Origin of the sequence: Brachybacterium tyrofermentans (genome assembly GCF_014897585.1) — a bacterium.
Lineage (GTDB): Bacteria > Actinomycetota > Actinomycetes > Actinomycetales > Dermabacteraceae > Brachybacterium > Brachybacterium tyrofermentans.
This window is the reverse complement of the sequence record NZ_JABUXW010000043.1, coordinates 1-22,594: the sequence shown is the minus strand read 5'-3', so window position 1 is coordinate 22,594 and position 22,594 is coordinate 1. Positions and strand designations below refer to the sequence as shown.

The following is a 22,594-nucleotide window of genomic DNA, read 5'->3' as shown; positions in this document are numbered from 1 at the left end:
GCCATCCCTCGACGCTCTCGCACGAAACAGCTCACACATAGGAGACACGCCCTAGACGCGGTATGGCTCATCCCGTCGGCTTGACAACTTTCATCCCGCTGGAGCTGGGCTCCAGTTCAAGGACCGTCTGGTCGGACTCGGACAGGATGGGGAGCCCATTCGGGGCGGAATGGAGCGCACGGGACATCCGGCTGAAGCTCGTGCGCGCGGTGAGCGTCCCCTTGCCCGCGAAGGCGACAGGGACCTTGCTCGAGTCGAGCTGCATGACGCTGAGATCTTCGAGTAGACGCACCAACCGTGCCTGCTGGTCGGCGATGTAGGAGAGTTCGCTGCGCAGCAGGCTCTCGATATGTGGCAGGGACCGGTTGGGGTTCGAGAACTCTGCAGCGACTTTTTCCAGGACCACCACGCGAGCTCGGAGAGCGAGCGCTTCGTAGGTCTGGGCGACCTTCCGCTCGAAATCGCTAGTCGGGTCATCCCGCTTGCCCACCAGCTCCTTCAGCAGATCGGGGGCGTAGACACGGTCCGCATGGGCGTGTTTGGCAACGGCTTCAGTCCACCGGCCGAGTCTGCTGATGTAGCTGTTGGTGAGCGTGTCCAGCTCACCAAAGGCGTGGGAGGCAGACGAGATGGACGGGATACTTGCCTGATCCAGCAAGTAGCCAGCGACCTTACTCGCCTGGCGATTCGCGGTCGCAAGGACAGAGCGTTCTTCCTGCTCGGCCCTGTCCTGCAGGTACTGAAGCATGCTGGTGATCGCCGCGAGCTTCTTATTCATCTGGTGCTGCGCGAGCATCTCTGCGGAAATGGCGAGCCCGACGGTCGCGATGAGCGGTCCGGCCGCAACGGTTGCGCCCGCGCCCGCGACCGCGGGGATGAGCCGGACCTGGCCGGCGATCTTCGTGGAGCCCGCGCCACGAACAAGACCCCGGAATCCGCCTCCGACGGCAGGAACGAGATCACGCGCGATCGCCCCGGTGGGTGTGATCGCACGGTAGAGCCCCTGGTAAGCCTGCGCATGGCTGAACTGTGCCGTCACCTGGCTGATCGCCTTGGCGAAGGCGCCAGAGCCCTGCGCCACCATCCCGGACGGTGTTCTCTCCGACGTCGAAGGCACGTGATCGATGAGGAGTGCTTCACGGTTCAAGAGCATGCGAAGCATCGCCTCGGTGCTCGGCTCCGAATTCAACGGAATGAGCGGAACGATGACAGCTTCTCGCGAGGATTCCACGGTTTCTCCAGTCTGAGGGGTGTTGGGCGCATCTTCTCATCAGCGACTGACACGGTTGGATGTTCGGCGTATCGAGAGCGCAACGAGGGACGGCCGTCGTTGGCCTTCTCCTACTCGCAACTTCCGCAGATGCCGGTCGCTGGAAGCTCCATGAAGCAGTTCGGGCAGGCGGCAATCGCGCGCTGTGTCGTCTCGTTGCCCGCTCGCCGGCCAGTTCTCTCCCGCGTGCTCGGAGTGGGAGGCAGGAACGGCCGGTCGGACATCGCTCGTCGTTCATGACCCGGCGTTGCCGGATCGACAAGGCCGGCTGAGAACTCGCCCGTCGTCTCATCCAGGTCGATCAACTTCATCATCAGGTGCTTCTCGGGATAGCGGCCTGCAATCTTCCGAGGGGTCTCCTCGAGGTCGCGTGCTGTCACCCAGATGACGTGGAACAGCGAATCACCGCTGTCGCGTGCGATCTGCAGGTTCCGGATGCGCTCGTGGTTGCCCGGTTTCGAGGCCCAGTCCCTCAAGCTGGGGTCGCCAAAGTAATCGACTGACCCATCGGCGCTCATCTCATGCTCCCAGATCGTGATGGTGACCTTCTTCGAATCAGGGCTCACGGCGGACCAGGACCACCTGGGATTGACGGGAGCTGAGTCGAAGAACGCGAACGCCTCGGCGAGAGTAGTGGTCTCCATCGTGCCTGCTTTCGTGAGGCGGGCATGCTGACCCTGATCAGACTACTGAAGTGCCGAGGTCCGCATGGCACCGTCCTGCGTGCTGCTCCAGGTTCCGTCCTCGTTGAGCGCCACTTCGCCCCGGTTATCGAGCCCTCCCGGGCTCATTGTCTCGCCGACGGGTGATCGTGGATGAGCAGTCCGCTCGAGTGACTGTTGATGCCGGGAATTGCGAGGGACATTTGCGAGGCGTCCTGGCCGGCGTGCAGGCGGTGGGCGAGTAGCAGCTGGTCGATGCGCGTGAAACCCCCCGGATGCGGGCTTACTGACCACCGTCCTGGTCGCGCTGGCCCTCTCGGCGGGAGTGGCCCGACGCTTGAGAGCGCCGTGGGGCGTTTCCTCCGCCACGCTGCAAGAGACGTGCCTGATGACCCTCTGCAAATGCTGGAGCGAGCGTTCTCGGCAGCGCCCAGGGGGCTGCCGCACGAACAGGTGACATCTTGACCGGATTGTGCGGTAGTTCCAGTCGTCAGTCCCCAACATCCATAGTGGGATAGATGCGGTAGTGCGGCTCGAGGGAGAGCTCCGCACCGGTCTGGATGACGAAGGCAGCAACGTCCCGTCCAATGACCGAGGTGTCGGAGCGAAGTCGCAAGATCTGGGGCCAGGTGAGATGCCCCCAGGTCGCCAGCTCGGTCTCGATGGCGCGGAAGCTCGCTTCGGGTATCGCGTACGTCTCGAGGTCGTTCTCTGTGCGGTGGCCGTCGACCGAGACCCATCCCCACCCCCGGAAGGAAGCGTATTTGCGGCCCGCTTCCGCTTTGACGCGGTTCAGTGCGACGGGCATGCTCATCAACGGTTTCACCTCGATGAGGAGACGCCGTCCATCGTGCAGCGCAGCAATGATGTCCGGGTAAAAACGTCGCTCTCGACCTCTCCATACATAAGTGATCGAGATTGGCTGCTCCTGGTACCACTCGATCGCAGAGCTCGCCTCGAGAGCTGCGAGCGCATCCCGCTCGAGTCCGGATTCGTAGCAGACCTCCCGCCCGAGCTTTTTGGAGAAGAAGCTCCCGGCTGCCTCACCAGGCTCAGTGAGGCGCAGAGCATGGAAGATCTCGGGCTCGACGGACTGCGGTGCGACGTCTGGCCACACGGCGTGCTCGATCCACCGGGAGACGGTCCTGTCCGCGCGCTGGCGAGATTTCTCTTCTCGCATATTCGCCATCTCGGCCTCGCGACGCCGCTTGGCGATCTTTGTGGCAAGTGACGCGGCATTGCGTGCGTCTCGAGCGGTGACTCCTGCGACGCCCAGCATGATCGGGATCGATGTTCTGCCAGGGGCGTTGAACTCAGCGGCAGCGATCGCCGCGATTCGCTCGACAGATTCCTCGTCAAGCTCCCCTGAGTCGGGAAGGTCGAGCAGTCTGGCGAGCATGTTCCCAGGAGTTCCCGGTCTCCGCGCACGCCGTACGAGAAGCGAGAGTGCTCGATTCTGTATCTGACGGATGCGTTCGCGAGTGACACCGAACTGCTGCCCGATCTCTGCGAGGGTGTGGGGGTCGTCGCCGATCCCGAGGCGCAGGCGAAGGATCTTCTGCTCTCGAAGCTTCCCCTCCAGCGACGCGACGGCTTCGCCCGAAAGCGTGGAGGCGTCGCCCGGCTCCCACTCAGCGGACCGATCTGCAATGTCGAGGTGCTCCGACAGCTCACTTCTTTCGGTCGAGTCACTGGGCGTGCCTGGTGAGGCCGACTGAGTTGCGGCTGCAACCGGCGCGGCTTGCTGACGGCGGGGAACGCTCCTTTTGATGTACGGGTTCTCGAGGACCTCGGAGGGACTATCGCGGAGATAGAGAGCCAGGACAGCGGGCGCAGAGTCGCTGCTGATTCTTCGCTGGTCCGGAGGCAGTAAGCGTCGACATGCCGACGTGATGCCTCCAAGGGGCCGCTGGTGGTCCTTCGCGATGTCACTCGCTGCCACGCCGGATCGGATCTCCTCGATCAGCTGCTCGTACTCGCTTCTCGCCCATGCTGCTCCCCGACGTGCACTGTCGTTCTCCGTGCGACGATCGGTGGCCTGGCAATTCGGCGCATCGAGCGAAACCGAAGGGCGGGAACTCTCCACGGGCGTGCTCTCTTCCGTCTCCGCTCACTTCCAGAGTGCTCGGGTACCGCCCACGAGCTGCGGGAACTCCTCGATCGAGTCGGGCTCGAAGACCTTCACTCCATCGCCGTCCGGAGCGGCCATTCTCCACCGAATGACTCCCTTGTGCTCGCCCTTCCACAGGACGATCGCTCCGCCCAGAGCGGTGGGGATCTTGAGCAGTGGCATCGCGTCATCGACCTCGATCCGGTCGCCGAGGTCGGGATGCGACGCGATCAGCAGCTGATGGACGCGGTCGCGTTCCATGAGACGTTCGAAGCCGTCGCTGAGTTCGTGTGTGGGGATCACGGTCGGTCCTTTTCGCGTCGAGGCCGCACGGTGCGTGCGAGGTGGGTGCGGATCTGAGTCTGCACGCGACGACTGACTCTCGACAGAGGCGTCGGGCGAAATGTGGATACTTCACGGCCGCAGCTCTTCGTGCGGCGACCGGCTGCCGCAGGCACGGCACTGCCGGATCTTCACAGTGCCAGCACGCGCTTGAAGCCCCATTCTCACGAGGACATGCATCGTCGCTGTCGGCGCATCGTCGCCAGTTCGTGACCTTCCAGAGTCTTCGAAGCCCTTCGAATGTCGCTTCTGACCAGCAAAGTGGCAGACAGGTGTTCTACAGTCGTCAAGGGACGATTCCATCGGAAGGAGAGCCGTGAGCGCACAGCTGGTCGAGGGGGACACAGACGTGATCTCACCGGGTTCCCTGGTGGTTGTCCGCGATGAGACCTGGCTGGTCACCTCCGTGGAGGACACCCCGGACGGTCCGCTCTACGGCGTGCGCGGCGTGAGCGACTTCGTCAAGGGCACCACGGCCTCCTTCTACGCCGCTCTCGACCGCGTGAGCGTCCTCGCCCCCGAGGATTCCAAGGTCGTCGCCGACACGTCTCCGCGGTACCGGAGCACTCGCCTGTGGATCGAGGCGACGCTGCGCAAGAGCCCGATCCCGGTCGATCATCCCGGTCTGACGGTGTCGACGCAGATGCTGGCTGATGAGCTTCCCTACCAGCGCGAGGCCGTGGAGATGGCGCTCGATCCCGATCGAGTGCGCCCCCGGGTGCTGATCGCGGATGCGGTGGGCCTGGGCAAGACGCTCGAGATCGGGATGATCCTCGCGGAGCTCATGCGCCGCGGTCGCGGCCGCCGCATTCTCATCGTGTGCCCCCGCCATGTGCTCGAGCAGATGCAGCATGAGCTGTGGACGCGATTCGCGATCCCGTTCGTGCGCCTGGACTCCGAGGGCGTGCAGGAGGTCAAGCAGAAGCTGCCGGCCTCGCGGAACCCCTTCACCTTCTTCGAGAAGGTGATCGTCTCGATGGACACGTTGAAGCAGGACCACTTCGTCCACGATCTCCGCCAGCACCGGTGGGACGCAGTGGTCATCGACGAGTCGCACAACGTCACGAATCAGTCCACGCAGAACAACAAGCTCGCGCACATCCTCGCTCCGAACACGGATGCGCTGATCCTCGCCTCCGCAACTCCGCACAACGGAAGCAACGATTCCTTCGCTCAGCTGATCAGTCTGCTCGAGCCCACCGCGGTGACGCCGAAGCGCGAGATCGCCGACGGCGCGACCGAACGCCTCATGATCCGTCGCCACCGCTACTCCGACTCGGTGAAGGACGTGGTCGGGGACAGCTGGGCAGAGCGCCGACCCCCGGAGATGCTCCCCGTGGGGCCTTCCCCGGAGGAGCTCGCGGTGGCTCGCGAGATCGCGGGCACGTGGACGCATCCGGCGATCGGCCATGGCCCGATGAGCGGCCGCGGCGCGCAGCTGTTCCCCTGGACGCTCGCGAAGTCCTTCCTCTCCTCCCCGGTGGCATTGCGGGAGACGCTCCGCAACCGCACGCGCGAGCTGCTCAAGAAGGCGGACGCCGCCGCGCTCGACGAGATCCCGCCCAGCAGCAGCTTCGCTGCGGAGGCCGACGCTCTCGCGCGCCTGGCCAGTTTGAACGACGCCTGCATCCCCGCCGACGGGTCCCCGCGGTCGGGCAAGTACGCCCGGCTGGTCCAGTTCCTGAAGGACAAGGGCGTAGCCGCTAAGTCCCCGGAGCGCGTCGTCGTCTTCGCCGAGCGCGTCGCGACCCTGTCCTGGTTGCAGCAGCATCTGCGCGAAGATCTCGGGTTGAAGGACGGTCAGGTGGCGGTGCTCCACGGTGGTCTCACCGATGTCGAGCAGCAGCGAGTGGTGGAGTCGTTCAAGCAGAGCACCTCGCCGATCCGGGTGCTCGTCACCGGGGACATCGCCTCCGAAGGCGTGAATCTCCATGCCCAGTGCCATGAGCTCGTCCACTTCGACGTCCCCTGGTCACTGATCCGCATCGAACAGCGCAACGGCCGTATCGATCGCTACGGTCAGCGCACGCCCCCGCAGATCACCGCGCTGCTCCTGGACCTCTCCGAGGTGGAGGGCTTCGACGGCGACATCTACGTGCTGCGTCGGCTGCTCCAGCGGGAGCAGGAGGCGCACCAGCAGCTCGGGGACGCCGCCTCTCTGATGCAGAAGTACGACGCCGCTTCCGAGGAGAAGGCGCTGATCGACGTGCTCCGCTCCGCGCAGGACGTGGACGAGGTTCTCCCCGAGGTCGCGGACGTGGACCCGGTCAGCGACTTCCTGAAGGCGCTTCTCGCGGAGGACGCGACACCCAGCCGACGCCGCGACGGTCACCGGGTCCTGCGCGAGGAGTCCTTCGACTCCGGACTGTTCCGCAGCGACGCTGACTTCCTCCTGTCGGGGTTGACCCAGCTGCACACCGAACCGGGCCGTCCCGTCTCCGGAGGCGGGGTCGACCTCGTGATCGACGAGGGCGCGGGCCTCATCCAGTTCACCCCGAACCAGGATCTCTCCCGCCGCCTGGACCACCTGCCGCAGTCCTACCTCGCGGACCGCCGCGTGAAGGAGACCGTCAAGCTCACCTCCCGCCGCGATGTTGCCGGGACCCGGCTCCGCGCCGCGCTGGATGACGGGTCCGGGACCAACTGGCCTGACGTCCACTTCCTCGGCCCGCTGCATCCGGTCCTGGACTGGATGAGCGACCGCGTCCTCGCCGGCATGTCGAGCGGCACCGTCTACGCCATCCACGGGGACGTGGATCGTCCCTGGGTGATCTTCCAGGGCACACTCACCACCGCGAGGGGACAGATCGTCTCTGCGAACGTCCTCGGCATCGCGGATGACGACGGCACTCCGCGCGCGCTCGCTCACACGGCCCCGTCTGCCCTTTTCCGCGAGATCGGGCTGGGACCGGAGTCGATCGGCACCCCTGTCGGCGCTCCGGAGCAGTACCAGGCGCTGCTGCGCGCCGCGGTGCCTGCCGCCCGCGAGCACATGGAGCATCGCGTCGCCCCGCAGCAGGTCGCCGCGGCCACCGCCCGGGCGGAACGATGGCGGCAGGAGCAGCTCGCCTGGGAGGCCGACGCCGCCTCGGCCCGCGGCCAGTCCGCGCTCCTCCAGACCAGTCGCGAAGCGGTCGAGGTGGAGAAGAAGCTGATCACGGAGATGCTGCCGGAGCGCACCTTCGTGCGCCCGCTGCTCGTCGTCGTTCCCCGTCCTGAAGTCTGAGGAGAGCCACCGTGGCTACCAGTGATGCCCTGTACGTCGTCGAGGACTGGATCAGCGAGCACTACTTCATCGCCGATGACAAGTCCGGAACGTTCACTGCCCGCGCCCGCGCCCTCATGGACTCCTGGCGCGATGCCGGGGACGAGGATCCGCAGTGGCGCAGCCCGCGGGAGCGCTTCACCAGCTCTCGCGCCGCGCTCGTTGCGCAGCTCGTCGCCCTCCAGGCAGAGGCCGCCGCACTGAGCGAGAACACCTCGCCCACCGCGCGCCGTGAGGCGCTCGCCGAGGGCTCCGTCGCGAGCGCGGAGGCGCTGCGCACGATCCTCGGCTTTCAGGACGTGCCCGCCGACGGCGGCGCTCCGGTGATCGAGCGCTGGGACGTGGAGAGCGTCGGCCCGCTGCGCCGCTTCTCGACCCGCGGCGTGGACGAGGCCCCTTTCGCGATGCTCGACGCCCTCGCGGTGGAGGACGTCGCCGACGTCCTCGCCAAGAGCTCAGGCCTTCTCCCCTCCGATGTGGTGCTGGGGGAGGGGACGGCCGATGAGCGGGTGCTCACCTCGGTGCCGCAGGTGCTCTCCGCGCTCGCCGTGGAGCGGGACGCCCCCGAGTTCATGCTCGTGCTCGCCGGGCGCTTCGCGGTCCTCGCGTCCTCGCATCTGTGGCCCCAGGGCCGGTATCTGGTCGCGGATCTGCAGACGATCGCCGAGCGCAACGATGTGAAGCGCGGCGGTGAGGTGGAGCGGATGCTCGCCACCCTGAGCGCCGACTCCCTCGCCCCGGATGCGTCCTCACAGATCTGGTGGACCCAGACGGTCACCGAGTCCATCGACAACGCGGTCGGCGTCTCCGAGGATCTCCGAGAGGGGGTGCGCGAGAGCATCGAGATCCTCGCCAACGAGGTCATCGACCGCCGCCGCCGGCAGAGCCTCGACCCGCTGCCCGACGAGCAGGCGCAGCCCCTGGCACTCCAGTCCCTGCGCTACCTGTACCGGATCCTCTTCCTGCTCTACGCCGAGGCGAGCCCCGAGCTGGGCATCCTGCCGGTCGGCGCGCCCGAGTACCAGGCCGGCTACTCGGTGGACCGGCTGCGGGACCTCACCCAGCGCGAGGTCCCGCTCGATGCGGCCAACGGCACCTACCTCTACGAGTCCCTCGACCTGCTCTTCGCGCTCATCAACCAGGGCACCTCTGTCGACGCCGACTCGAACGGCACCGAGGGACCGGCCCAGCACGGCGCCGGCACGCTCCGTTTCGAGAACCTCGAGGCGGACCTCTTCCGCCCGGAGCGCACCGCCCTGCTCGACGAGGTGGGGCTCGGCAACAAGGCCCTGCAGCAGGTGCTCGAGAACCTCCTCCTGTCCCGGGAGAAGAAGGGCAAGGCGCGCGGCTTCATCAGCTACGTCGCGCTCGGCATCAACCAGCTCGGCGCCGTCTACGAGTCCCTCATGAGCTATACCGGTTCCTTCGCCGACGAAGAGCTCGTGGAGGTCGCCCGCAACGGAGACCCGAAGAGCGGCTCCTGGGTGGTGCCGCTGGACCGAGTGGACGACTCGATGCAGTCGCATCTGGTGATGGTCGAGGACGAGGTGGGCAAGAAGGTGCCCCGCACCTATCGCCACGGCGAGTTCGTGTTCCGCCTCTCCGGTCGTGCCCGCCAGCAGTCCGCGAGCTACTACTCCCCGGAGGTCATCACCTCCTTCACCGTTTCCCAGGGTCTCGCTGAGCTCCTGGACCCCGTGATCACGGACGAGACAGACCTGCCGGATGGCGCGGAGGTCTTCGACGACGAGGACTTCGACCACGAGCCGATCCGCCGCCGGCGCACCACCGCCGCGGAGATCCTCGACATGTCGATCTGCGAGCCGGCGCTCGGCTCGGGCGCGTTCGCCATCGAGGCCGTGCGCCAGCTCGCCGGTGAGTACCTCACCCGCCGGCAGGAGGAGCTGGGGGAGCGGATCGACCCCGAGCAGTACGCCACCGAGCTGCAGCGCGTGAAGGCGTACATCGCCCTGCACAACGTGTACGGCGTGGACCTGAACCCCACCGCGGTAGAGCTCGCCGAGGTCTCGCTGTGGCTGGACACCATGGCTCCCGGGCTGAAGGCGCCGTGGTTCGGCCTGCGCCTCCGTGCCGGCAACTCACTGATCGGTGCCCGGCACAGCCTCTACTCGGCCGAGGCCCTCGCGTCCGCGCGACTGAAGACCGTCATCGAGTCAGCCCCGGAGGCGTTGCCGGTGACGACGATGCATGAGGAGCCAGCGGCCGACGGGAAACGCTCGAGCGTCTCGGGGAAGGTCTTCCACTTCCTACTCCCCGGTGAGGGCTGGCTCGCGGCAGCGAACGATGCGGAGATCAAGAAGCTCGCTCCGGACGCCGCGAAGTCCCTGCGCGATCACGCTAAGGGCTATGCCTCGAAGCTGACGAAGCCCCAGATCGCGAAGCTCGAACTCCTCTCCCAGCGGGTCGAGGAGCTGTGGGGCCTGGCTCTGCGCCGCATTGCCGAGGCGGAGCAGCAGTCCCGCCGGGCCATCCCCGTGTGGGAGGCAGAGACTCGCGAGGGCGGCGAGGTGACGCGCGAGCAGATCGAGGAGAGCCTTTCGGACGCGAACTCCGCGTACCGGCGCCTGCGCCTGGTGATGGACGCCTGGTGCGCCTTGTGGTTCTGGCCCGTGCTGCCAGACGATGAGATCACGCCGCCAACGATCGCGGAGTGGATCGAGACCCTCGAGCAGATCCTGGGCCGCTCGCTTGACGTGGTGAAGCACAAAAACTCTCGAAGTGATCTGGGAGCTCAGCAGGGTGCTCTGGGCCGCAGCGACAGCTGGTACGAGCTGGACACCATCGAGGTCATGTTCCCAGTAGGCGGCGCCGCCGGGATTGACGGGCTGTTGGAGCGCACCCCCTGGCTGCACCGCGCCACTGAAATCGCCGAGGAGCAGCGATACTTCCACTGGGAGCTGGACTTCGCGGCTGCATTCGACCGCGGAGGCTTCGACCTGCAGGTAGGGAACCCGCCGTGGGTACGGCCGCGGCCCGATGTGGCAGCGCTCCTTGGCGAATTCGACCCGTGGTGGGTGCTGGCGCACAAGCCGTCCAATGCAGACAAGTCTCGACGTCGTGGGTTGACCCTCGACCGACCGGGCGCAACCGAGACTGTGTTGCTGGGGTCCCGCGATGTGGAATCGACGGCAACCTTCGCCGGATCTGGCGCGATGTATCCCGAGATGGCAGGCACCCAGCCGGACCTTTACCGGAACTTCATGGCGCAGACTTGGGCGCATGCCTCGACCTCGGGGATCGTCACCCTCGTCCATCCGCCGACGCATCTCACCGATGCGCGGGGCTATGCGATGCGTCTTGAGACGTATCCACGGATTCGCCGTCACTGGCGCTTTATCAACGAACTTCAGTTGTTCCACGAGATCGGGCACCTAATTGGGTACTCCATTAACGTCTATGGAGGGCGGAGAGACGTAGATTTCCTTAGCGCAGTGGCCGTCTATCATCCGTCCGTGGTGGAAGGCTCACTGCGTCATGACGGTTCCGGTCCGGAGCCGGGGTTTAAGGACTCTCTCGGAAAGTGGGAGGTAACTCCGCATCGGGCGCGTATCCAGCGAAACCGGCGTGAGCAACTCGAGTTGTGGCACAAGCTCATGGAGTCGAGTGATTCAGAAGTCGTGGTCGAGTCGAGCCGCATGCTGTCCAGCGTGAATCACGCAGCAGAAGCAACGCTCACCGTTCTGTCGCGGGCTGCGAAAGTTGGATCATTGAATCCCGAGTACAGTCGAGGCTGGGATGAAAGTATCGACCGCGCGAAGGGGTACTTCGAGAGCAACTGGGGTGAGCCGGAGAGTTGGCGGGATGTAATCCTGCAAGGGCCGTCTTTCCATGTGGCCAACCCCCTGTTTGCGCAGATAAACTCGACGATGAAGAATTTTCAAGACTATTCGACGACGGACCTGGAGGTGCTGCCCGAGTCGGCCATCCCCGCCACCGAGTATGCGCCGAATTATGGCGAGGAGACTCACTTGAATGGTCGATGCGTCGCGGATACTTCGACCTATGATCGCGCCTACGGCACCTGGGTGCTCGAACGCAATGGGGAAGGCGAGGCCGTGCGTGCCACCGCGGTCCGTGATCACTACAGGGTGATTTGGAGGCGTATGGCTGCTCCAGGCGGCGAAAGGACGCTAGTGTCGGCAATATGTCCGCCCGGGGCGGCGCATGTAAACACGGTAGTATCCGCCGCACTCCCAGACCGAAGCCTTAGGGACCTTGTTTCGGTGGCAGGGTCTGCGTCATCAATGGTTTCCGATTTTCTTATCAGGTCGACTGTCTCTAATGACATCCATCCCCCATCCTTTGGGCGCATTGTGTCCGTTGGCCAGGTAGGCTTAATGCGTACTGCGTTAGAGTTGCGGACGGTTCTCCTGAACTGCCTCACCGACGCCTACGCCGAACTCTGGCAAGAGACCTACACTCCGGCGTTTCCGTCGGACGCCTGGACCGGAGGCCTTCAGCGCCCGAACCGCCCCGCCCTCGGCGACGTCGGCCCCGAATGGTCGATGTCGACGCCTCTGCGCATCGACGAGGATCGCCGCCAGGCACTCGTGGAGATCGACGCGATCATGGCGATCGCCACCGGTATCTCCATCGACGACATGGTGACGATCTACCGCACCCAGTTTGGGGTCCTCAACGACTACGACCGCGGGGAGGGCAAGAAGGCATACATCTTCGACGCGAACGGTCGGCAGATCCCAAGCACAATCCGCACCGCCTGGAACAAGGCTGGCAGGCCAGAGACCGGCTTGCCCCTGGAGGACCGCACCGCCGTGCACCCCAGCGCCACCGGCACGGGGCGCACCATCGTCTACGAGCAGCCGTTCCGGATCCTCGACCGGGAAGCGGATATGCGCCAGGCCTACGCCGAGTTCCAGCGCAGGATGGAGGAGCAGGCATGACCGAACTGCTGCCCACCCGGCAGGCCGCAGATCTCCGCCGCGCGATCACTGATTACGTCACCACCGCGATCTCGCTGGCCGATCCGTCGGTCGCGACCGCGCTCGACGCCTTCCTCGAGGACGAGAACGCCGGGATCTTCCTCGGCCCCTACCTCCGCACCCGTCTACCCTTCGCGGCCAGCGCGGGAGAGGACGAAGTGCGCCGGCTCGTGCCCTCGCTGCCTGCGGGCTTCACGCCCTACGCCCACCAGGCGCAGGCCTTCGCCCGACTCACCACCGTGCCGGATGTCCCCGGGGATCAGGACAAGCACGGGTTCCGTCTGCCCCAGCCCACGATCGTCACCACCGGTACGGGCTCCGGTAAGACGGAGTCGTTCCTGTACCCGACGCTTGACCATGTGGCCCGGGCGCGCCGCGAGAACGTCAGCGGGATGAAGGCGCTCATCCTCTATCCGATGAACGCGCTGGCTAACGATCAGGCAGGGCGCCTCGCGAAGGCCATCACGGAGAACCCGGAATACCAGGGGATCTCTGCCGCGCTCTACACCGGTGAGGCTTCCGCCCAGCCCTCTACGATCGTTTCTGCGAAGGGGCTCATCACTGACCGCGAGATGATCCGCGGCAGTGTTCCGGACATCGTGCTGACCAACTACAAGATGCTCGACCAGCTGCTGCTGCGTCGGGCCGACCGTCCCTTATGGGACGCTTCCGGCGCGTCCTTGCGCTACCTGGTGCTCGATGAGTTCCACACCTACGACGGCGCCCAGGGCACCGACGTGGGCATGCTCCTGCGCCGCCTCGCCATGGTGCTCGAGACCTCAGCCCCCGGCCGCGTGCACCTCACTCCGGTCGCCACCAGTGCCACGCTGGGCGATGGAGCGGATGCTGCCGACGCCATGCTCGAGTTCGCATCCACCGTGTTCGGCACCGAGATCGGCGCCGACGCCGTCATCACCGAATCCCGGGTGCCGCTCGACGAATTCGTCGCCCCTGCCGGGCATGCCGTGTCCGCGGCGGGCGAGGGCGACCGCCCGTTGCTGGTTCCCGCCACTCTTGTGGACGCCGCAATGACCCGGGCGACAGCACAGCATCTCGTTCCCGGCAGCGACCTTGACGCGGAGGCCCTCACCCGGGACGTGCTCGATGCCCTTTGGCGCAGCGAAGCGGACCCGGATGCGTCTGCCACGGAGCTCGCCGGCCGCCGCGGGATCGGCTCCCGGGAACTGCTGCTCGCCCACCCCAAGGTCCGCGACCTGCTCCGGGCCACGGCTCGTGCGGTGGCCCTCGACGAGCTCGCTCGCATTGCCTTCCCCGCCATCACGAACGATCAGGCTGCCCAGGAGTTCACTACCGCGCTGCTCGCCGTGCTCTCCCATGAGCGGGCCTGTGAGGACGCGCCTCGCAACTCCTTCCCCAACCTCGAAGCGCACCTGTGGCTGCGCGAGATCACCCGCGTGGACCGCGTGGTTGCCGCCGCGCCCTCCTTCCGTTGGTCTGACGCCGTCACCGAGGACGGCGACCTGGCCCTGCCGGCCATCTACTGCCGCCACTGCGGCCGCTCCGGCTGGGGCGCCACCACCCGCGCCGTCGGCGACGACCTCGACCTCACCCCGGACAGAATTCGCAAGGACTCCGCTGAGAAGAAGGGGCGCTTCCGTGCCCTCATTCTCGACATCTCCAGCGCGGGCGAAGCCGAGGATCGCACCACCGCTGAGGCCTCTCGTCGCCGTCACCTCAACCTCCACTCCGCGACCCTCGACCTCCACGGCCCCATCGCGGACGACCACGAGGCGTCCACGATCCGCGTGCTCGCCCACGCGAGCCTCGACGCGGATCAGCAGTCCATCGCCCAGGCGTGCCCGGCCTGCGAGGAGAAGGACGCCATCCGCTTCCTCGGAACGCGTCTCGCCACCCTGCTGTCCGTGTCGCTCACCAGTCTGTTCGGTACGCCCGGTCTCGACCTGCGGGAGAAGAAGGCGCTCGTCTTCGTGGACTCCGTGCAGGATGCCGCCCACCGGGCCGGCTTCGTCGAATCCCGCTCCCACACCTTGACGTTCCGCTCAGTCATCCACAGCGCCCTGACCGAGCAGCCCGAGGCTCTCGAGCAGACGGTGCAGCGGATGATCGAGTCCGCCACCACCGACGAACAGCGCTACCGTCTCCTGCACCCCACCATCACCGACTCCGAGCGCCTCAAAGCGTTCTGGCATCAGGACGTGGGCCGGCGTCGAGGGCATACCGCTGCGAGGCGACGTGCAGCAGAGGGGCTGGTGCGCGCACGCCTCCAGTTCGACCTCGGCCTCGAGATGGGATTGACCGGGCAGGTGGGCCGCACCCTGCTGCTCACCGGCTCCGCCCAGGCACAGGTGCGCGCCACCGACGGTGAACTCGACCAGCTCTCCGAGCGAGTGCTCGGCGAGCTCCCCCTGCTGCTGGGGGAGGAGAACGTCGACCAGGACCGCGCGGCACGGCGCCGCTGGATCCGCGGAGTGCTTGAGCGCCTGCGCACCCACGGCGCGATCAGCCACCCCTGGCTCGAGCCGTTCCGGAAGGAGGGCGGGCCCCTGTTCCGCCTCTGGGGCGGGCGCCCCCAGCAGGATGTCATGCCGGCCTTCCCCTCCGGCCGGGCCCTCCCACAGCTGCCCAGCGTCGGCGCTCGCGGAAAGACGTGCGAATTCGACGACGCGACCGGCCGCACCAGCTGGTACACCGACTGGACGGCCCGCTCGCTGAACCGGGACCGCGGTGTCGCCTCCACCTTCGTGCGGCCGCTGCTCGACGCGCTCGCCGAGCTCGAGATCCTCGACGTCGTCGATGCGAAGAGTTCCGCGCCCCTGCGTAGCTTCGCCCTGCGACCTGAGCGTATCGAAGCGTGCCTCCCGCCCCAGGGCACCTCCGGGCAGACCCCGTCCCTCACCTGTGACGACTGCCGCGACACCGTCACCGGCATGGCGACTTCGCTCGCTCAGCTCGACGGCGGGCCCTGCCTGCGTCACCGCTGCACCGGCCACCTGCGACCGCGCGGCATCGACGCCACCTACTACCGCTCCCTCTACCAAGGGGACATGCGCCGGGTCGTCGCCCGCGAGCACACCTCGCTGCTGACCACGGAGGACCGCCTGGACTACGAGACCTCGTTCAAGACCAGCGCCGAGACGCCCGGTTCCCCGAACGTCCTTGTCGCGACTCCCACGCTGGAGATGGGCATCGACATCGGTGACCTCTCCACCGTGCTGCTCGCGTCCGTGCCGCGCACCGTCGCCAGCTACCTCCAGCGCGTGGGCCGTGCAGGCCGCCAGACGGGCAACGCCCTGGACGTCACCTTCGTGGCCGGTCGAGGCCGCACCGCCGGCGTGTTCTACGACCCGCTGGACCTGCTCAACGGCAGTGTCCGCGCACCTGGTGCCTATCTCTCTGCCGAGGAGATCCTGCGCCGACAGTTCCTCGCATCCCTCATGGACACCCTCGCCGGGGACGACCGGATCACCCCGCCCGGCCGCACCACCCCCGTGCTTGCGACCGCCGCGCCCGGCAGCTTCCTGGGGAACGTGCTCACCGAGATGGATACCCGCGGCAGCGACCACGTCGAGCGTTTCCTGAACCGTTTCGTCACCGGCACCCACGCCTGGGACGGCCTCACGCAGCAGGCCGCCGAGGCACTGCGTGCCTGGGCCCTGCCCACCGGGGATGGCAGCAGTGAGTTGGCCGGAGCAGTCCAGAATGCGGTGAATCGCTGGAATGCGAGCCGTGAGGAGCTGCGCCGCCGACGGGCCCGCATCCAGGAGAACCTCGACAAGCTCGAGACCGTGCCCTCCACCGAGGAACGCGATCAGGCAAAGGCGGCGCTGCAGGCCGAGGACCTGCTGATCTCCGCCGAGCAGGAGGGGATCGGTGCTGATCCCGCACTCAGCGACGAGGAACGCGACAAGGAACGTCGGCGCCTGCGGGGCAGCGCCGGGCGCCTCGGCGCCGAAGTCTCCGCCCACGACAGCGCCCATTGGATCGGCGTCCTCGAGCTCTACGGCCTGCTGCCCAACTTCACCCTCGTCGACGACGCCGTGAACCTTGAAGCCACCGTCATCTGGCAGGACGAGGAGGGCCGCTGGCAGCACGAAGCCGCGAGCTACGCCCGCTCCGGCACCGCCGCCCTCACCGAACTCGCCCCCGGCGCCCACTTCTACGCCCACGGCCGCGAGCTCGAGATCGACGCGGTGGACATCGGCGTGGGCGGCAGCGCCCTGCAGCCCACCGCCTTCTGCCCGAGCTGCGGCCACGTGGCCACCTTCGACCGCGCCACCCCGCCCACCTCGTGCTCCGCCTGCGGCGGCCGCGAGGTGGCCGACTCCGGCCAGCACCGCGACGTCGTGGACCTCAAGCGCGTCTACTCGACGATGAGCCGCAACCGCACCCGGATCGGCGACGGTGACGACGACCGCCAGAAGGTCCGCTTCGAGACGGCGCTATCCGCCTCGTTCCACGGCGCCGTGCCCTTGCAGCGGTGGAGCGTGGTGGGCAGCGGGTTCGGCATGGCGTTGGACCGCGGTACCACCCTCACCCGGTTGAACCTGGGCCGCCCCCACCAGGTCGCCGACAAGATCCGCCTCTCCGGGCAGGACGTCACCGCCCCCGGCTTCCTGGTGTGCGCCCGCTGCGGCCACCACGACTCCGACACCGCCGGGAATCGTCCCCAGGATCACCAGGCCTGGTGCGATCTGCGCTATGAGCGGGACGGGGAGAACCGGGCCGCGCTGCTCTCGCGCACCATGCAGACCGAGACCGTGCTCATCACCCTCCCTCCCGAGATCCTCGAGGACTCGACCGAGGCGTTGCTGATCAATCTCACCGCAGCGCTCCAGCTGGGGATCGAGACTCGCTTCGGCGGCAGCATCGGCAACCTCGAGCTCGACGTCATCTCCCATCCCAGCCACAGCGGGCACCAGGCGCTGCTGCTCTCGGACACGATCGTGGGCGGAACCGGCTACCTCATGGAGCTCGCGACCGCGAGCAGCGTCTGGAACCTCCTCGTCGAGGCCCTGCACGCCTTGGAACAGTGCCCCTGCCGGGACGAGGGGCTCGCCGCCTGCCACCGCTGCCTGCTGCCCTACGTGCGGGTCGACGCGTACGAGTCCATGCGCCGCACCGTCGCGATCGAAGCCCTGCAGATCCTGCTCGCCACCGAGAACCCGCAGCCGGACACGATGGGCTGGGCCGTCGAGGAGAAGCAGGCTGACGCGGCAGGCGGCAGCGAATCCCCACTCGAGAAGCGCTTCCGCCGGGCGTTCCTCGCAGCGATGCAGGAGATCGAGGACGCGAGCGTGTCCCTCTCGGGAAGCTCGATCACCGTGCGCCGCGATGGATGGGTCTTCACTGTGTCGTCCCAGGTGGACATCGCCGGCTCCCGACCCGACTTCGTCCTCACGTGGCAGGGTTCCGACGTGGAAGGCATCGCCATCTTCACCGACGGCCGCGCGTTCCATGCGAGCCCCGGTGTGAACCGTGTGGCCGATGACGCCGTGAAGCGCATGCGCCTGCGTCGCGCCGGCTACCTCCCGCTCATGGTCACTGACGCCGACATCGAGGAGGACAGCGCCCGGCGACAGGCGGATGGCGACGACGCCCATGGCGTTCTGCCAGCCCTGCTGGTGCAGCCCACCGTGGACCGGTGGGCGAACTCGAACCGCACCACCCGGGATCTTGCGGGCCTCCTGCGAGCTACCCCGCTCGATCTGCTGGTCGACGTGGTGCGCACCGGCAGCACCCGTCGTCTCCAGCAGCTCGCCACCGACCTCCCGCAGCTGCTCGTCTCCTCGGGAGGTGGCACGTCAATCACGACCGTCACGCCTGAAGACGCGGATACCGTCGCAGCCGGCCTGCTCCTGGACCGGGCGCTTCCCGCGTTGTCCGATCCCACCCGGATCGCGGTCGGTCGCCGGGATGACGAGCTCGCTGTCCTGGGCCTGCTCGGCACGGGGGAGCGGCAGCTCGTACTCGTCCTCGACGACCGGGAGGAGGCGGTGCGACGTGACAGCTTCGCCGACGCCTGGCGGCAATGGGGGAGGCTCGCGAATCTCGCCCAAGGTGACCCCTACGGATCCACCGTGCGCCTGACCACCATGCGGCTCATCGACGCTGGGATCGACGTCGGCGTCGACGCGACCGGCCAGATTCCGGGGAGCGGCTCCGCGCAGGTGTCGTCGTCCTCCGTGGAGCAGCGGGGCCCGGCGGAGCAGCCGGCCGAACCCGTGACCTTGACCGAGCGCTCCCCGTCTACCGAACCGGAGTTTCCGGCCCCGTCGGACCCGGTCTCGCCAGAAGCAGCCCCGGCCGGAGCGCGCATTGCGCCGGGGGCGCTGCCAGGATCCGCCCCGGCTACGGGTGGTCCCACTGAGCTGTCGCCCGAGTGGCAGGCAGCGTACGACGACGCGTACTCCGAGGCGGAGCGCCAGGTCATCGCGCTCGCCGCGGAACTCGGTTTCGAGGTTCCCGTAGTGGGCGAGGAGTTCGGCTCCGGCGTCCCGCTCGATATCGCCTGGCCCGAACGAAAGGCAGCGATCGTCGTCGAGGACCTCGAGGAACGCTCCCGCGCAGCGCTGGAGAATGACGGTTGGACGATCATCCGGTATGGCACAGACGGAGCCCGTGAAGCTCTGGAAAAGGTAGGAGGATCCGCCTCATGAGCGACGGCATCATCTCGATCTCGGAGAGCTTCCTGGGATCCATCCCCCGGGAGCTCGCCGGCCAGGTCTCCGCGACCCTGAACATGCTGCGGTCGACCCCCGAATCACCGGGTCTGCATGTCGAGCCGATCCAGAAGGCCAAGGACGCGCGGATCCGGTCGATCCGCGTCACCAAGCAGTACCGCATCCTCGCCTTCCGCCTGAACTCCTCTGGGCAAGACCTATGGCTCATCGAAGGCGTCTACGACCACGACGACGCCTACCGGCGCGCACGCACCCTCTACCTTCGCGTGAACCCGGTCTCGGGCACCACCGAGATCCGCACCGACGAGGAGTCCCTCCGGTCAGGAAGCGGCGGGTACAGCGAATCCGAGGTCCAGGCACGAGCGGCTGCGGAGGCCGCCCGCCAGATCGCCGAGTACCAGCAGAGGGAGGCCGAGGAGAAGACCGCTGCCGAGCCCGAGACGCCGGAGCAGTCACCGGCGTCAGCTCCGGACCCATCCGGCGCATCTGCCCGTGTTGATGCCCAGCAGCCCAGCCTCTCCCCGGATCCTTCGCCCGGCGAGCCCATCCTGACCGTCACCGTGCAGGAACTCGTCGACGACCTCGGGATCGATTCGGACCTCGCCGAGCAAGCGGTCGCGGCGGACGAGACCACCCTGCTCGAGCTGGCTGCAGCTGCCCCCTCCTGGCAGGGCTCCGCCCTGCTGGATCTCGCCACGGGGGAGACGCTCGAGGCGGTCCGCTCCGCGTACTTCACGGGGACCAGTGGCGGCAGCGCCGCAGATACGCCCTCGGACACCCCTACCCTCTTCGACTCGCTCACGTCGGAGCAGTCCCGAGCCAGCTACCGGCTCATCCAGGACGACGCCGCCCTCGAGAAGATACTCGCCTCCGGGGACTTCGCGGAGTGGCGCGTGTTCCTGCACCCGCAGCAGCTCACGTACGTCAACGTGCGCACCCGCGGCCCGTATCGCCTCACCGGCGGCGCCGGCACCGGGAAGACCGTGGTGCTCGTGCACCGTGCAGTGCGCCTCGCCCGGGAAGCCGCAGAGGCGGGCAGCGCTGCCCGGATTGTGCTCACCACGTACACCCGTAACCTCGCGGCATCTCTCGAGGATCAGGTGCGCAGCCTCGAGCCGGATGCGCTCCGGGCCGACGCACTGGGACGAGAGGGCATACACGTGAGCGGTGTGGACCGGATGACGCACGACGTCGTCAACTCCGCCCGCGGCCTCGAGAGCATCATGCGGAGCGTTCTCGGGTGGGGCAGCGCGAGCCCCAAGTACTCGCGTGCCGCTCGAGACTGGAATGACGCAGTCTCCACAGCCCGCGCCGCCGGGAAGATCCGGGACGCTGAGCAGCCTCACGTGTCACCCAACTTCCTCGCTGATGAGTACCGCGAAGTGATCCTGCCGCACCGGGTCACCGACGAAGCCGGATACCTTCGGGTGCCGCGCGGAGGCCGTGGAACCCGGTTGGGACGCAACCAACGCCGCGAAACGTGGGCAGTCGTCGCTGCGTACCGGGAAGCTGGCAGTCGCATCGCCACCCTCGACTGGGACGAGACCAGCGCCGTGGGGGCGGCCGTTCTCGACCATCACGCCGAGGAGACCGGCCGCCGACCTGCCGATCACGTGCTCGTCGATGAGGGGCAAGACCTGCGACCCACCCAGTGGCAGTTCCTGCGCGCGCTCGTCGCCGAAGGCGAGGACGACATGTTCATCGCCGAGGACTCCCACCAGCGGATCTACTCCAACCCCGTGAAGCTCGGCCGCTACGGGATCAACATCCGTGGTCGCTCCCGCCGGCTGCGGCTCAACTACCGCACGACCGCGCAGAACCTCGGCTTCGCCCTGTCCGTGCTGCGGGGCGGAAAGTTCGACATCGCCGCCATGGAGGACGAGACACCAGAGAACGGCGACGGAGTCACCCATGGTGGCGACACGGGACGTTTCCGCTCCGCCCGCAGCGGGCCGGACGTCATGCTCATCCCCGCCCAGAACCTCGGCGAGGAGTTCGAGAAGGTGGCCCAGCTGCTCCGCGAGTGGACCGAGGACATGCAGGAGAAGGGCGAGGACATCTCGACCATCGGCCTGCTCACCCGCTGGGGATCCACTCGAGACCTGCTGGTCCGTGCGCTCGACGAACGCGGCGTCCCGGTCGCCTCGGTGGACCGCAACGTCACGTACCGCCGCAGGACACCGATGGCTATGACCTTCCATCGGGCCAAGGGCATGGAGTTCTCTCGCGTGGTGCTGTTCGGGGTGGATGCGAAGTCGGTGCGGACGCTGACGGAGGATGCTGCGTATGACGAGCAGGCGCGGGAGGCGGCGGAGTTGCAGGAGCGGTCGCTGCTGTATGTGGGAGCGACCAGAGCGAGGGATCAGCTGGCTGTCGCGTGGAGCGGTGAGGCTAGCCGCTACCTTGGCAAATAGTATGCGGCAATGACTAAAGGAGTTCTGTGTGCTCTGGGGCCTACTTGTATTTATATGCGTTTCGTATGCGGTTGTCCTTTCCATCTACGCATTGACGGTCATTTTAGATCGCCCGAAGATTCCGCGCAGGGATACCTTCTTCGAAATACGAAACCGAGCGATCACGATGCGAGACGTCGTACTACCTGCTGTTGCGGCTGCTTTGCTTGGGTTTTTCGTCAGTCTCGCGGCGAGTTTTGTTCACGAAGGTTTCTACTCACCATTCGCCGACCGGTACAGACTGAGTGGCGCTTCGTATATGTATAGCGCGACCGTGTGCGCACTCATACTGCTTCTGGGCTTGGTGCTCGCCATCGGAAAGGTGCGCGGCGATGCGAAAGGCGTGACGCGCCATCCCGCGTCGATCAACCGAGCTGCCGCGGTCTTGCTGCGAGGTCAAGAGATTGAAGGATTGGAGCCTCGCGATCTCGAGCGGAACCTGTCTGCCTGGCAGGCGCGCGCGGGAAAGTCTGCTGCAAGGGTGTTTCTGTGGAGGGGCGAGTCGCCCAACATGAATAAACTGTTGCAGTGTTCGCGCAGTGATCTTAAGAGAAACACCTTACCTAAGGGGTTTCCTGTGCGGCTTCTTACGGCTTCGGTTCGCGACTTCCGGTTGCGCGGCATCCTGGCGACTTGCGGGTTTTCTGCGTCTCTGTTTTCGGGAGTGCTGGCCATCATTGTTGCTCTTGCCTCGGAGTGGGGAAGTGGTGCGCTCGCCGTCGGGGTCGGAATCCCGTTAGTTTTCGTGGTATTGCAGGTAGTTTCGGGCTACCTGTATGTGAGGTATAACGCTAGGTTTGTGGTTCGTAACGGTGGTGTCAAAGCGTGGAAGCAACATGGGGTTCGCCGGCGAGTAGTCGAGCGAA

9 protein-coding genes are annotated in these 22,594 nt (G+C 66.8%); 5 read left to right on the top strand and 4 right to left on the bottom strand.

Translation table 11 applies throughout. From position 1 onward, the window contains the following. Nucleotides 1-67: 67 nt before the first annotated feature. The 4 genes from INT49_RS19670 to INT49_RS19655 form a co-directional block, all read right to left on the bottom strand. Nucleotides 68-1,231 carry a hypothetical protein gene (locus tag INT49_RS19670; RefSeq protein ID WP_193119444.1) on the bottom strand — a complete coding sequence of 388 codons (1,164 nt, stop codon included), beginning with the start codon at nt 1,229-1,231 and terminating at the stop codon, nt 68-70. A 110-nt stretch (nt 1,232-1,341) separates the two neighbouring features. Further along, nucleotides 1,342-1,914, bottom strand: a complete 573-nt coding sequence (locus INT49_RS19665) for a hypothetical protein (RefSeq protein WP_193119443.1) — start codon at nt 1,912-1,914, stop codon at nt 1,342-1,344. Nucleotides 1,915-2,422: 508 nt separating this feature from the next. Beyond that, the gene (locus INT49_RS19660; RefSeq protein WP_193119442.1) at nt 2,423-3,874 is read right to left on the bottom strand and encodes a sigma factor-like helix-turn-helix DNA-binding protein; all 1,452 of its coding nucleotides are present in this window, start codon (nt 3,872-3,874) and stop codon (nt 2,423-2,425) included. 168 nt (nt 3,875-4,042) lie between these two features. After that, a complete protein-coding gene (locus tag INT49_RS19655; protein ID WP_193119441.1) occupies nt 4,043-4,345 on the bottom strand; it encodes a hypothetical protein in 303 nt (100 codons plus the stop codon). A 355-nt stretch (nt 4,346-4,700) separates the two neighbouring features. Here INT49_RS19655 and INT49_RS19650 point away from each other — a divergent pair, with 355 nt between their 5' ends. The 5 genes from INT49_RS19650 to INT49_RS19630 all read left to right on the top strand — a co-directional run. Then, complete coding sequence (locus INT49_RS19650) at nt 4,701-7,610, top strand: DEAD/DEAH box helicase (RefSeq protein WP_319021711.1); 2,910 nt, start codon at nt 4,701-4,703, stop codon at nt 7,608-7,610. 11 nt (nt 7,611-7,621) lie between these two features. After that, on the top strand, nt 7,622-12,574 hold the full coding sequence (locus tag INT49_RS19645) for a restriction endonuclease (RefSeq protein WP_193119440.1): 4,953 nt from the start codon (nt 7,622-7,624) through the stop codon (nt 12,572-12,574). After that, nucleotides 12,571-19,251: a DEAD/DEAH box helicase gene (locus tag INT49_RS19640; RefSeq protein ID WP_193119439.1), complete on the top strand. Its 6,681-nt coding sequence runs from the start codon at nt 12,571-12,573 to the stop codon at nt 19,249-19,251. Before INT49_RS19645 ends, INT49_RS19640 begins: the two co-directional genes overlap by 4 nt. Beyond that, complete coding sequence (locus INT49_RS19635) at nt 19,248-21,689, top strand: UvrD-helicase domain-containing protein (RefSeq protein WP_193119438.1); 2,442 nt, start codon at nt 19,248-19,250, stop codon at nt 21,687-21,689. Before INT49_RS19640 ends, INT49_RS19635 begins: the two co-directional genes overlap by 4 nt. 28 nt (nt 21,690-21,717) lie before the next feature. Then, nucleotides 21,718-22,594, top strand: an 877-nt coding sequence (locus INT49_RS19630) for a hypothetical protein (RefSeq protein WP_193119437.1), incomplete at its 3' end; no start/stop codon positions are given.

Excerpts from the sequence above, each read along its gene's own strand:
- INT49_RS19665 (WP_193119443.1), bottom strand. The coding sequence starts at position 1,914 with ATGGAGACCACTACTCTCGCCGAGGCGTTCGCGTTCTTCGACTCAGCT.
- INT49_RS19640 (WP_193119439.1), top strand. The coding sequence starts at position 12,571 with ATGACCGAACTGCTGCCCACCCGGCAGGCCGCAGATCTCCGCCGCGCG.
- INT49_RS19635 (WP_193119438.1), top strand. The coding sequence starts at position 19,248 with ATGAGCGACGGCATCATCTCGATCTCGGAGAGCTTCCTGGGATCCATC.